Raw genomic sequence first — 13,410 nt, forward strand, 5'->3', positions numbered from 1 at the left:
GGTGCCGAAATGAAATTACATGAGTTAAAACCAGCAGAAGGTTCTCGTAAAGTTCGTAACCGCGTAGGTCGTGGTGCAGCTACTGGTAACGGTAAAACTAGTGGCCGTGGACAAAAAGGACAAAAAGCGCGTTCAGGTGGTAGTATTAGACCAGGATTTGAAGGTGGACAATTACCTTTATTCCGCCGTTTACCAAAACGAGGTTTTACTAACATTAACCGCAAAGAATATGCTATTGTTAACTTAGACCAACTTAATAAATTTGAGGATGGTACTGAAGTAACTCCTGCTTTATTAGTAGAATCTGGTGTAGTTAAAAGTGAAAAATCTGGTATTAAAGTACTAGGTAGTGGTTCACTTGACAAGAAGTTAACAGTGAAAGCTAACAAATTCTCTGCTTCTGCAGCAGAAGCTATTGATGCTAAAGGCGGAGCACACGAGGTGATCTAATGTTTCAAACGCTTGTGAGCTTCTTTACTACAAAAGAAGTTCGTAACAAGATCTTTTTTACGCTCGCAATGTTAGTTATTTTTAAAATAGGTACTTATATTCCAGCACCTGGCGTAAATCCAGCTGCTTTTGACAGTCAACAAGGTTCTCAAGGTGTCACTGACTTACTTAACACGTTTGGTGGCGGAGCCTTGCAGAACTTTTCTATCTTTGCCATGGGTATAATGCCATATATTACTGCATCAATTGTGATGCAGTTATTACAAATGGATATTGTTCCAAAGTTTTCAGAGTGGGCAAAACAAGGTGATGCAGGTAGAAAAAAACTTAATAACGTAACCCGTTATTTTGCGATTGTACTTGCTTTTATCCAATCAATAGGAATGGCGTTCCAATTTAATAATTATTTGAAAGGTCAACTTATTATGGATCAGTCCGTAATAAGCTACCTAACAATAGCTGTTGTGTTAACAGCTGGTACAGCGTTTTTAATTTGGATAGGTGAACAAATCACTCAATTCGGTGTTGGTAATGGTATTTCCATCATTATCTTTGGAGGTATTTTATCTTCATTACCTTCATCATTAATCCAGTTTTACCAACAGTCCTTTGTAGGACAAGATGATACAACTTTAGCATGGTTAAAAGTTATTGGATTAATTGTTGGAATGGTATTGCTAACGGTTGGTGCAATATTCGTACTACAAGCTATTAGAAAAATACCAATTCAATATGCGAAAAAACAGTCTGCACAACGATTAGGTTCACAAGCAACATATTTACCTTTGAAAGTTAACTCTGCAGGGGTTATCCCAGTCATCTTTGCAATGGCGTTCTTCTTATTACCAAGAACATTAACTTTGTTCTTCCCTGATGCAAGTTGGGCGCAAAAAATATCTGACGTTGCAAATCCATCAAATAATATAGGGATGATTGTTTATGTGATTCTTATTATTGCATTCACATATTTCTATGCATTTGTACAAGTCAATCCTGAAAAGATGTCTGATAACCTTAAAAAACAAGGCAGTTATGTTCCGGGTATTAGACCTGGCGAACAAACAAAAAAATATATTACTAAAGTTCTCTACAGATTGACCTTTGTAGGATCAATATTCTTAGCTGTCGTTGCTATACTACCAATCATTGCTACTAAGGTGATGGACTTACCACAATCGATACAAGTCGGTGGTACAAGTCTACTTATCGTAATTGGTGTTGCGATTGAAACAATGAAGAGTCTTGAAGCTCAAGTGAGTCAAAAAGATTATAGAGGCTTTGGTGGTAGATAAATTGTAGGAGGGCACTTATGAATATCATTTTAATGGGTTTACCTGGCGCAGGTAAAGGAACTCAAGCGAGTGAAATTGTTAAGAAATTCCCAATTCCACACATATCTACTGGAGACATGTTCAGAAAAGCGATTAAAGATGAAACTGATTTAGGAAAAGAAGCTAAATCGTACATGGATCGTGGAGAATTAGTCCCTGATGAAGTTACTGTGGGCATTGTTAAAGAAAGAATTTCTGAAGACGATGCAAAAAAAGGATTCTTACTTGACGGCTTTCCTCGTACTATTGAACAAGCAAAAGCATTAAGTGAAATCATGCAAGAACTAGATAGAAAAATTGATGCTGTTATCAATATAGAGGTACCTGAAGAAGAATTAATGAACCGCCTTACTGGTCGTAGAATTTGCGAAAAATGCGGGCACACTTATCATCTTGTATTCAATCCTCCAAAAGTTGATGGCATTTGTGATATTGACGGTGGTAAATTATACCAACGTGAAGATGACAACCCAGAAACAGTTGCAAATCGTTTAAATGTCAATGTAAAACAATCTAAGCCAATCCTAGAATACTATGATAATGAAAATGTATTGAAAAACATTGATGGTTCAAAAGATATTAATGAGGTTACTTCAAACGTAATCGATATTCTTGAGAACCTAAAATAGTATCAACTTTGTACGGTCTATGTAATGCCAAGAGTATAAACGAAAAAGAGTGACAATGCGATATAGTAATTCATTTTAATTTTGTTGAACTTATTAACAACACTTATAGACTCGTATGGTTATAGTTGATCTTAGACGATAACCAACTATTGTAAAAAGGGGGAAGTTAATAAATGGCTAAGCAAGATGTTATTGAATTAGAAGGTACAGTATTAGATACTTTACCAAATGCAATGTTTAAAGTAGAATTAGAAAATGGTCATGAGATTTTAGCTCACGTAAGTGGTAAAATCAGAATGAATTATATTCGAATTCTACCTGGCGACAAAGTAACTGTAGAAATGTCTCCGTATGATTTAACACGCGGAAGAATTACGTATCGTTATAAATAATCGTCACTCCATAATATAGGGAGGTATTAAAATGAAAGTAAGACCATCAGTAAAACCAATTTGCGAAAAATGTAAAGTCATTAAACGTAAAGGTAAAGTAATGGTAATTTGTAGCAATCCAAAACACAAACAAAGACAAGGTTAATAAAGAGAGGTGTAAATAATTATGGCACGTATTGCAGGAGTAGATATTCCACGTGAAAAACGTATTGTTATTTCTTTAACTTATGTATATGGTATCGGTACTACTACAGCTCAAAAAATTGTTGAAGAAGCTAATGTATCTACAGATACTCGCGTTAAAGACTTAACTGATGACGAATTAGGTCGTATCCGTGAAGTAGTAGACAATTATAAAGTAGAAGGTGACTTACGTCGTGAGCAAAACTTAAACATTAAACGTTTAATGGAAATCTCATCATACCGTGGTATCCGTCACCGTCGTGGTTTACCAGTACGCGGACAAAAGACAAAAAACAATGCTCGTACTCGTAAAGGCCCAGTTAAAACTGTAGCTAACAAGAAAAAATAATAGGTAAAGGAGGCAAATTTTAAATGGCACGTAAACAAGTATCTCGTAAACGTAGAGTGAAAAAGAATATTGAGAATGGTGTGGCACACATCCGCTCAACATTCAATAATACAATCGTAACTATTACTGATGAATTTGGTAATGCTTTATCATGGTCATCAGCAGGTGCACTTGGATTTAAAGGATCAAAAAAATCAACACCATTTGCAGCACAAATGGCATCAGAAACTGCAGCTAAAGCAGCTATGGAACATGGTTTAAAAACTGTTGAAGTTACTGTTAAAGGTCCTGGCCCAGGTCGTGAATCAGCGATCCGTGCATTACAATCAGCTGGATTAGATGTAACTGCAATCCGTGACGTTACTCCAGTACCACATAATGGTTGTCGTCCACCAAAACGTCGTCGCGTATAATATTATCGTTATTGTCGCAAGTCACTGAGAAACACAGTACAATTCAAGTCGACGTAATCAAGGAGGATATTTGTAAATGATTGAAATCGAAAAACCTAGAATTGAAACAATTGAAATTAGTGAAGATGCTAAATTCGGTAAGTTCGTTGTTGAACCACTAGAACGTGGCTACGGTACTACACTAGGAAACTCCTTACGTCGTATCCTACTATCTTCATTACCAGGTGCAGCCGTTAAGTACATCGAAATCGAAGGTGTATTACATGAATTCTCAGCAATAGATAATGTTGTAGAAGATGTTTCAACAATTATTATGAACATCAAAAAGCTAGCATTGAAAATTTATTCTGAAGAAGATAAAACATTAGAGATTGATGTAAAAGATGAAGGCGAAGTTACTGCAAGCGACATCACGCATGATAGTGATGTAGAGATTTTAAATCCTGAGATTAAAATCGCAACAGTATCTAAAGGTGGACATTTAAAAATCCGTCTTGTTGCTAATAAGGGTAGAGGTTACGCATTAGCAGAACAAAATAACACTAGTGATTTACCAATTGGTGTAATTCCAGTGGATTCACTATATTCACCAGTAGAACGTGTTAACTATACTGTAGAAAACATACGTGTAGGTCAAAGTAGTGATTTTGATAAATTAACTTTGGATGTTTGGACTAATGGTTCAATTACGCCACAAGAGTCTGTTTCTCTAGCGGCAAAAATCCTAACTGAACATTTGAACATCTTCGTTGGATTAACTGATGAAGCACAAAATGCTGAAATCATGATTGAAAAAGAAGAAGATCAAAAAGAAAAAGTACTTGAAATGTCTATAGAAGAATTAGACTTATCTGTCCGTTCATATAACTGTTTGAAACGCGCAGGTATTAATTCTGTTCAAGAATTAGCTGATAAATCTGAAGCAGATATGATGAAAGTGCGCAATTTAGGACGCAAATCATTAGAAGAAGTTAAATATAAACTTGAAGATCTAGGCTTAGGTCTTAGAAAAGAAGATTAATAAAAAGGAGGTTAACTCATGGGTTACAGAAAATTAGGTCGTACTTCTGATCAACGTAAAGCGATGTTACGTGACTTAGCTACTTCACTTATTGTTAGTGAACGTGTTGAAACGACAGAAGCACGTGCAAAAGAATTACGTAGTGTTGTTGAAAAATTAATCACTTTAGGTAAAAAAGGAGATTTAGCATCTCGTCGTCAAGCTGCTAAAACTTTACGTAATGTTGAAGTCTTAAATGAAGATGAAACTACACAAACTGCACTTCAAAAATTATTTGGTGAAATTGCTGAACGTTATACAGAACGTCAAGGTGGTTACACACGTATCCTTAAAGTAGGCCCTCGTCGCGGTGACGGTGCTGAATCAGTAATTATAGAATTAGTTTAATTTAAATACACATACTACTATGTATAAAGCAAATGAGTGCAACGATAATGTTTGCCACATACAAATATTGTCTAGCTCAGAGTACCCCATCAAACTTAATAAATTTTAAAGCGTGAACTCAAATATGATGGGGTGCGCGCTTTTTTTTGTTAGTCCCCCTTAATTCGAAGAATTTAGGGGGACTTATGCAATTGCGAAGCAATAGCGAACCGCTGAGCCTTAATTCGAAGAATTTAGGGGGACTTATGCAATTGCGAAGCAATAGCGAACCGCTGAGCCTTAATTTGGGTAAGGTAAAGGAATACATTCATAGAGCCAATGCATAAGAAGTTCTAACTAGGCAATATTTTGTTCATAAATTTAAAAGTAGATAAATTGCTAAGAAACAATAATTGTTAACTATTTATATTAATGAGAAGTGTATTTTATGCTCAAAATTATCTTTATGCGTGTCTCAATAAATAAAATTTAAAAGAGAAATTAATGAAGATGAAGTGCTTATTTATCGTTTTTCATGTAAAATGATTAAGTATATGATTAATATTTTTGATTTAGGAGATAACTGGTATGATAACGCAAGCAGAAGAAATAATTAAATTTGATCATGTATCTTTTAAATATAATAGCGATGAACCACTTGCGTTAAATGATGTATCATTTAGCATTCCTAGAGGCAAATGGACCTCTATAGTAGGTCATAATGGTTCAGGTAAATCAACGATAGCAAAACTGATGATAGGCATTCAAAAACCTTTTGAGGGCCAAATATATTTAAACGGTGTTAGTATCAATGACGATAACTTAAATAAGTTGAGACAGCATATAGGAATTGTATTTCAAAATCCAGAAAATCAATTTGTTGGGTCTACTGTGGAATTTGATGTAGCATTTGGTTTAGAAAATAATGCTATGACTTACGAGAAAATGCATGAAATTGTGCCTAAAGCATTAGCGGATGTAGATATGCTGGACAGAGCTACATATGAGCCGCAATCACTTTCTGGTGGCCAAAAACAGCGTGTCGCTATCGCAGGTGTTTTAGCATTAAATACAGATATCATCATATTAGATGAAGCGACGTCTATGTTAGATCCAGAAGGTAGAACAGAATTAATTTCACTCATACATCGTTTAAAGGAAGAAAAAGATGTGACAATTATATCCATCACTCATGATTTATCTGAAGCTATAGATGCGGATCATTTAGTTGTTTTAAACCAAGGCTTTCTATATCAATCAGGTTTGCCTCAAGTTATTTTTAATAAAGGAGAGGCATTAACACAAATAGGTTTAGATTTACCGTTTGCAATGAGAATGAGCCAACAACTATTAGGTGTTACTGACTATATTTCTTATGAAGGGTTGGTAAGCAAATTATGACTGTTAAATTCAATCAAGTGTCCTATGTTTATCAAAAAGGAACACCTTATGAACATCTTGCATTGAAAGAGATTGTAACTACTTTTGAACAAGGTAAGTATTATGCAGTGATTGGTCAAACAGGCTCTGGTAAGTCTACATTAATACAGCATATTAATGGATTGCTAAAACCGTCACATGGCGCTTTAGAGGTCAATGAGGTCATGATTACGCACAAGACTAGAGATAAATATTTAAAGCAAGTGCGTAAGCGTGTAGGGGTAGTATTCCAATTTCCAGAATCACAACTTTTTGAAGACTCCGTGGAACGAGAAATTTTATTCGGACCTAAAAATTTTAATATGCCACTTGAAGAAGTAAAAACACGAGCATTTCAATTATTATTAGAGTTCGGTTTTAATAGGGATATACTTGAACAATCACCTTTCCAAATGTCGGGAGGTCAAATGAGAAAAATAGCAATTACTTCTATATTAGCTATGGATCCAGATATTGTTATTTTAGATGAACCTACTGCAGGACTTGACCCTAAAAGTAGAAATCAAATCATGGAAATGTTAAAGAAACTTCAGCTTGAACAAAATAAAACAATCATATTAGTTACGCATGAAATGAATGATGTTGCAAAATATGTTGATGAAGTGAAAATTATTAAACATGGCAAGTTAGTGGAAAGCTGTTCTCCAAGAAAATTGTTTAATGCTGACGACTATGTTAAAGATATGCATTTAGATGTACCAGACATCGTCAAATTACAGAGAGATATTGAAGCAAAGCATCAATTTAAATTTGAGCGCACGGCATTAACCGAATCAGAATTCACTGAGATGTATAAGGAGTGGCAACAACATGAGAGATAAGTTTATTATAGGACGTTATCTTCCATTAGACACTTTTGTACATCGTCGTGATCCACGTGCCAAATTAATATTTGTATTTTTATTTATCATACTAATATTTTTTGCACATTCATTTATCACTTATTTATGGTTATTCTTGATCATTGTAACCATGATGAAAGCAGCGCACATAAAATCTTGGTTTTTAATAAAGGGATTAACACCTATATGGATTTTTCTGATTTTCACCTTTTTAATGCATTTGTTTTTAACTAAAGGTGGTATGCGTATATTTGAGATAGGGTTTATTTCAATTGATACTCAGGGCGTTTTAGAAGGTATTTATATTGTGTTGAGGCTAATGTTTATCATTATGGTATCTACGATCATGACTTTAACGACAAGTCCATTAGATCTTACTGATGCGTTTGAACGATTATTATATCCATTAAAGTTGATAAAAGTTCCTGTACATTTACTGAGTATGATGATGTCAATCGCTTTACGTTTTATTCCAACTTTAATGAATGAGCTAGATAAGATTATCTTAGCACAGAAATCAAGAGGTTCTGAAATCAGTTCTGGGGGGTTAATTAACAGAGTTAAAGCATTTATTCCTTTATTGATACCCTTATTTATCTCAGCTTTCCAAAGAGCAGAAGATTTAGCCATTGCAATGGAAGTCCGTGGTTATGAAACAAACAAACAGCGAACAAGTTATCGTCAATTAGACTGGCAATGGTCTGATAGTTTGTTATTGATTTCAATTATACCAATAGCAATAATATTATTTGTGTTAAAGTATATGGGAGTGTAAAGAATGGTTCGTGTTTTAGTAAATATTTCATATCAGGGTAGTCAATTCTTAGGTTTTCAAATTCAAAATAATGGTAGAACCGTACAACAACAATTTGAAAAAATACTTAAACGCATGCACAAACGACATATTAGAATACATCCTAGTAGTCGAACTGATCGTGGCGTGCATGCATTAGAACAATATTTTCATTTTGATACAGAGCTTAACATTTCACCAGATCAATGGCGATATGCGATGAATCGGGCATTGCCTGATGATGTTTATGTGAAAGATGTTTCATTTGTAGATGAATCATTCCATTGTCGTTATGATTGTGTCGGTAAAACTTATCGCTATAAAGTTTATCAATCACCTAATAAAAATCCATTTGAATGTGGTTTAAAAAATCACGTACCAGAAAGTTTAAACTTTGAAAAAATGTCACAAGCTGCCAATTTGTTTATTGGTACACATGACTTTACTGGATTTTGTTCCCAAAAAACAGAAGTTGAAAGTAAAGTCCGTACGTTATATGAAAGTAAAATAGAAAAAACAGAATATGGTTTTGATTATGTCGTTACTGGTTCGGGATTTTTATATAATATGGTGCGTGTGTTAGTAGCATTTTTAATTGGAGTAGGCAAAGGGAAATTCCAACCTGAGGTAGTTCCACAATTATTAATTGCTAAAGATCGCAATAAAGTTCCGTTCACTGCACCAGCTGATGGATTGTATTTGGAACATATATATTTATCCCCCGAAGCACTGAAAAGAGACTTTGGTGAAGATATAAAAATATATCAAAAAAAATCTACACAAAATAGTTGAATTACATTGACAAAACCCCATAAAAATTATACGATAACTAACGGTATTGTTTTATATCACCCCACGATAAGCCCCGGAATCTTATTGTGTAACAAGATATAGAAGCACGTAGAAATTATAAATTAACAAAATAAATGAATTTAAGTTTAAATATCACTTTAATTAGACAAGAAACATTTATTTATTCTAGGAGGACAATTATATGCGTCAAACATTTATGGCTAATGAAGCAAACATTGAGCGCAAATGGTATGTTATTGATGCTGAAGGTAAAACACTTGGTCGTTTATCATCAGAAGTAGCTGCTATTCTACGCGGTAAAAATAAAGTAACTTATACACCACACGTTGATTCAGGTGATTATGTAATTATCATCAACGCTGCTAAAATTCAATTCACTGGTAATAAAGAACAAGACAAAATGTATTACCGTCATAGTAACCACCCAGGCGGAATCAAATCAATCTCTGCTGGTGAGTTAAAAGCTACAAACCCAGAACGTCTACTTGAAAACTCAATTAAAGGTATGTTACCAAGCACACGTCTAGGTGAAAAACAAGGCAAAAAATTATTTGTATATGGTGGCGCTGAACATCCACACGCTGCACAACAACCAGAAAACTACGAGTTACGTGGTTAATTAAAAGGAGGAAATTACATTGGCACAAGTTGAATATAAAGGCACAGGCCGTCGTAAAAACTCAGTAGCACGTGTACGTTTAGTACCTGGCGAAGGTAACATTACTGTTAACCACACTGATGTACGTAGCTACTTACCATTCGAATCATTAATCTTAGACTTAAACCAACCATTTGATGTTACAGAAACTAAAGGTAACTATGATGTATTAGTTAACGTTCACGGTGGTGGCTTCACTGGACAAGCACAAGCTATCCGTCATGGTATTGCACGTGCTTTATTAGAAGCAGATCCTGAATATAGAGGTTCATTAAAACGCGCTGGATTACTTACACGTGACCCACGTATGAAAGAACGTAAAAAACCAGGTCTTAAAAAAGCTCGTCGTTCACCACAATTCTCAAAACGTTAATTTCCCAAATGTTGTTGCGAATATTTTTCGCTCACAGATTTGGTACATTAATTGCTTAGGTAATTGATGTCAAACAGAAGAAACGTTTCAAACTTCCCATATTAATATGGGAAGTTTTTTTGTTTTATAAATAATCAAAAATGTATACAACTTTTGTACTCGTAAAAATAGAAAGAATTTGTTTTATTTTAGTAAGTTCAAATAGTATGAAGTATAATAAAATAAAACAGTATTAGAGGTTATACATATGACATTCAACAAACTAAATCATCACTTAAAAAAATTGAGTATCGTATTAATATTAATTATTTTTTCTAGCATTATTCTTTTGGTCATGAACCAAGTGTTTAACAAAACGTTAATTAAAAACATGTCCAGTGAAACATCAGTACCGACATTTTATTTACATGGTTATTCTGGAACAACTCAATCAGAAAAATACATGGTAAATTCGGCAGTCCAAAATAATATTACAAATGACGTTGTTGAAGCTAAAGTTTCATCAAATGGAAAGGTGACATTTAATAAAAATATATCTAACAATATGAAGCGTCCAATTATAAAAATTATACTTGAAGATAATGAAAATAAAAATTTAGAAAAAAATGCACAATGGATCAAAAATGTTATGATAGCTTTTAATGCAAAATATCATTTTAAAAAATTTAATTTTGTTGCACATTCAATGGGAAATCAATCTTTTAGTTATTATATGTTAAAGTATGGTGATGATAGTGTTTTACCTAAGTTGAATAAGCAAGTTAGTTTAGCTGGAAACTTTAACGGAGAAGTAGATATCAATGGTTTAGACTTAAATATACATTTAGACAAAAATGGCAAACCCAACAAGATGTTAAAAGAATACCGCGATTTATTATCCATGCAAGCACACTATCCTAAAAACGCTGAAGTTCTTAATATTTATGGTGATTTAAAAGACGGGACGCATTCTGATGGTAGAGTAACGAATGTATCATCAGAATCGTTAAGGTACTTATTATCAAATCATGTTAAAACTTATAAAACATACAAAATTTATGGACCTAAAGCTGAACATAGCGAGCTTCATGATAATGAAAAAGTTACAGATCAAATTAATGCATTTCTTTGGGAATTATAAATAAAAAAGATAACTCTATTATATTAGAATTATCTTTTGAACAGTTATGAAGTCACTATATTTACTCATTATAAAAAACTTAAAATTGATTGTTTTCAATTGCTAATAATTGTAACACGTTTTTGCGGTTTGACTCCCCATAAACATGTGGTTGAATCATTACTTCATCCGCATTGTAGTTATGTGCGATTGCTTGTAATTGTGTGTAAACTTCATTTGGTAAACCACTGATAAAGCGTGGTTCATTTTGCCTCATTTTTTCAAGTTCTCTAGTAGATGGTTGTCTTTGTTGAGCAAATGTAATTGATGGATAGTGACTAGGTTGTTTTAAATAGTTAATACGCAATAACCATAGATGAAAAGCTTGTTCCAATTCTTTAATCTTTTGAATGTCATTTGCAGTGATTACAAAAGTTGAAATAATAACATAAGGTGTTCGGTTTGGATGAAGTTTTGAAAATAGTTTTCGATAATCATCGATGGATTGTTTAACCTTATCTTTATTCTTACCCATTAAAGCAGTGACAAAGGGTAAACCAAGTTGTGCAGCGAGTTCAGCGCTATTTTGGCTTGTGCCCAATAAATGCATATCAGGTTGTGTATTGATTAAAGGTGTAGCGTATAATCCAAGAAATCTTTGTCTTTGAATGTCATCATTAAAATAGTTTGTTAAATCCACAATTTGTGTTTTAAAATCAACGTTGGTTGTTTTGTTTTCATTTAATGCTTGATTTACATTTTTAAAACTCATAGAACGGCCAATGCCTAAATCCACTCTGCCGGGATGACGTCCTTCTAGTATTTTAAATACTTCTGCTACTTTATATGCACTATAGTGAGGAAGCATAACACCACCACTGCCTATGCGAATCGAATTTGTATTTTCTAGCAAAGTCATCATTATCATTTCAGGAGCACTAGAAGCAACTGACAATACTTTGTGATGTTCAGCAACCCAAAATCGATAAAAACCTAGCGATTCTGCAAATTGAGCTAATTCAACAGAATGATTTATCGCTTGAGTAGTATCGCTGCCTTCAAATATTGGAACATAGTCTAGTATACTTAATCGCATATTACACTCTCCTTCATTACAATCATTTAAGTGCTCCATTTTATTTATCATAACACGAGGACAAAATATCAAATAAGCGATTTGATTGATTGCATAACTTCATCACTATAGAATAGAAGAAAATATGAAATGGAGGCAAAATAATGAAAACAGAAAGCATTGTATTAGCAAAACGCCCAGAAGGCATACCTTCTGATGATGTATTTAGATACGAAACTATTGAAATAGATGAGCCTGGTAATGATGAGATTCAAGTTGAAGCGATATATATTTCGGTAGATCCATATATGCGTGGCAGAATGGATGATAGTAAATCTTATATACAACCATTTCAATTAGATGAACCATTGGCAGGACATATTGTTGGAAAAGTAGTGCAATCCAACGCTGACACTTTTGAGCAAGGTGATTATGTATTAGGTATGTTACCTTGGCAAAAATATACAAATGTATCAGCTCAAAAAGTTACGAAAATTACTCAGAGAGACATTCCACTTTATTTATATCTAAGTGTATTAGGTATGACTGGTCAAACGGCATACCATGGTCTGCTAAAAATCGGCCAACCAAAAGAAGGAGAAACTGTTGTTGTATCTGCAGCTTCAGGGGCTGTCGGTTCAGTAGTAGGTCAAATAGCTAAATTAAAAGGTGCGCGTGTGGTTGGTATTGCAGGCGGAACAACCAAAACGAAATATTTAACTGAACAATTAGGATTTGATGCTAGTGTAGATTATAAAGCTGATAACTTCTCAGAACAATTAGCTCAAGCAGTTCCAGATGGTGTAGATGTTTATTTTGAAAATGTTGGTGGACACATTGCAGATGAAGTAATGAAACACTTAAATCAATTTGCTAGAATTCCAGTATGTGGTGCAATTTCTGGCTATAATGATAAAAGTATTGAGCACGGACCACGTATTCAGCCGATTTTGATAAAATCACAAGCACTTATGAAAGGATTTGTTGTTGCAAATTTTGCTGATGACTTTAAACAAGCGAGTCAACAGCTTGCTCAGTGGGTAAATGAAGATAAAATAAAAACAAAAACTTCGATCGTAGAAGGATTTGAAAACGTGCCTAATGCATTTAGAAATTTATTTACTGGAGATAATTTTGGTAAACAAGTGGTCCAAGTTTCAGACAATTTATAAGTAAAGGAGAT

General features: G+C 33.9%; 18 protein-coding genes. 17 read left to right on the top strand and 1 reads right to left on the bottom strand.

Features of this window, described 5'->3' with window-relative positions:
- The first annotated feature begins 9 nt into the window (after positions 1-9).
- From rplO to KA856_RS04025, 16 genes are all read left to right on the top strand, one after another.
- Complete coding sequence (gene rplO / locus KA856_RS03950; RefSeq protein WP_019468656.1) at positions 10-450, top strand: 50S ribosomal protein L15; 441 nt, start codon at positions 10-12, stop codon at positions 448-450.
- Positions 450-1,742: a preprotein translocase subunit SecY gene (gene secY / locus KA856_RS03955; protein WP_107383903.1), complete on the top strand. Its 1,293-nt coding sequence runs from the start codon at positions 450-452 to the stop codon at positions 1,740-1,742. The genes rplO and secY overlap by 1 nt, the downstream gene beginning before the upstream one ends.
- 17 nt (positions 1,743-1,759) lie before the next feature.
- Positions 1,760-2,410, top strand: coding sequence for an adenylate kinase (locus KA856_RS03960; RefSeq protein ID WP_019468658.1), 651 nt, complete (start codon positions 1,760-1,762; stop codon positions 2,408-2,410).
- 173 nt (positions 2,411-2,583) lie between these two features.
- Positions 2,584-2,802 (top strand): translation initiation factor IF-1, encoded by a 219-nt coding sequence (infA, locus tag KA856_RS03965; RefSeq protein WP_001118443.1) that lies wholly within the window; start codon positions 2,584-2,586, stop codon positions 2,800-2,802.
- Positions 2,803-2,833: 31 nt separating this feature from the next.
- Entirely contained in the window at positions 2,834-2,947 is a 114-nt protein-coding gene (gene rpmJ, locus KA856_RS03970) for a 50S ribosomal protein L36 (protein WP_002482634.1), read from the top strand.
- 21 nt (positions 2,948-2,968) lie between these two features.
- Positions 2,969-3,334, top strand: a complete 366-nt coding sequence (rpsM, locus tag KA856_RS03975) for a 30S ribosomal protein S13 (protein ID WP_107383902.1) — start codon at positions 2,969-2,971, stop codon at positions 3,332-3,334.
- Positions 3,335-3,357: 23 nt separating this feature from the next.
- On the top strand, positions 3,358-3,747 hold the full coding sequence (gene rpsK, locus KA856_RS03980; protein WP_019468660.1) for a 30S ribosomal protein S11: 390 nt from the start codon (positions 3,358-3,360) through the stop codon (positions 3,745-3,747).
- Positions 3,748-3,823: 76 nt separating this feature from the next.
- Positions 3,824-4,768 (top strand): DNA-directed RNA polymerase subunit alpha, encoded by a 945-nt coding sequence (locus KA856_RS03985; protein ID WP_210138506.1) that lies wholly within the window; start codon positions 3,824-3,826, stop codon positions 4,766-4,768.
- 18 nt (positions 4,769-4,786) lie between these two features.
- A complete protein-coding gene (gene rplQ / locus KA856_RS03990; RefSeq protein ID WP_019468662.1) occupies positions 4,787-5,155 on the top strand; it encodes a 50S ribosomal protein L17 in 369 nt (122 codons plus the stop codon).
- 567 nt (positions 5,156-5,722) lie between these two features.
- A complete protein-coding gene (locus tag KA856_RS03995) occupies positions 5,723-6,535 on the top strand; it encodes an energy-coupling factor transporter ATPase (RefSeq protein WP_019468663.1) in 813 nt (270 codons plus the stop codon).
- Positions 6,532-7,395: an energy-coupling factor transporter ATPase gene (locus tag KA856_RS04000; protein ID WP_107383901.1), complete on the top strand. Its 864-nt coding sequence runs from the start codon at positions 6,532-6,534 to the stop codon at positions 7,393-7,395. The genes KA856_RS03995 and KA856_RS04000 overlap by 4 nt, the downstream gene beginning before the upstream one ends.
- On the top strand, positions 7,385-8,191 hold the full coding sequence (locus KA856_RS04005; protein WP_107383900.1) for an energy-coupling factor transporter transmembrane component T family protein: 807 nt from the start codon (positions 7,385-7,387) through the stop codon (positions 8,189-8,191). Before KA856_RS04000 ends, KA856_RS04005 begins: the two co-directional genes overlap by 11 nt.
- A gap of 3 nt (positions 8,192-8,194) precedes the next feature.
- Positions 8,195-9,001 carry a tRNA pseudouridine(38-40) synthase TruA gene (truA, locus tag KA856_RS04010; protein WP_107386077.1) on the top strand — a complete coding sequence of 269 codons (807 nt, stop codon included), beginning with the start codon at positions 8,195-8,197 and terminating at the stop codon, positions 8,999-9,001.
- 202 nt (positions 9,002-9,203) lie between these two features.
- On the top strand, positions 9,204-9,641 hold the full coding sequence (gene rplM, locus KA856_RS04015; protein ID WP_107383898.1) for a 50S ribosomal protein L13: 438 nt from the start codon (positions 9,204-9,206) through the stop codon (positions 9,639-9,641).
- Positions 9,642-9,660: 19 nt separating this feature from the next.
- Positions 9,661-10,053, top strand: coding sequence for a 30S ribosomal protein S9 (gene rpsI, locus KA856_RS04020; protein ID WP_019468668.1), 393 nt, complete (start codon positions 9,661-9,663; stop codon positions 10,051-10,053).
- 247 nt (positions 10,054-10,300) lie between these two features.
- A complete protein-coding gene (locus tag KA856_RS04025) occupies positions 10,301-11,173 on the top strand; it encodes an alpha/beta hydrolase (protein ID WP_107383897.1) in 873 nt (290 codons plus the stop codon).
- Positions 11,174-11,252: 79 nt separating this feature from the next.
- Here KA856_RS04025 and KA856_RS04030 read toward each other — a convergent pair whose 3' ends face one another.
- Complete coding sequence (locus KA856_RS04030; protein WP_107383896.1) at positions 11,253-12,248, bottom strand: LLM class flavin-dependent oxidoreductase; 996 nt, start codon at positions 12,246-12,248, stop codon at positions 11,253-11,255.
- Between the two features lie 143 nt (positions 12,249-12,391).
- On the opposite strand from KA856_RS04030, the gene KA856_RS04035 reads away from it, so the two are divergent.
- Positions 12,392-13,399: an NADP-dependent oxidoreductase gene (locus KA856_RS04035; RefSeq protein WP_107383895.1), complete on the top strand. Its 1,008-nt coding sequence runs from the start codon at positions 12,392-12,394 to the stop codon at positions 13,397-13,399.
- Positions 13,400-13,410: the final 11 nt, after the last annotated feature.

The sequence above is a fragment of the Staphylococcus sp. GDB9P120P genome, assembly GCF_017893435.1.
GTDB lineage: Bacteria > Bacillota > Bacilli > Staphylococcales > Staphylococcaceae > Staphylococcus > Staphylococcus cohnii.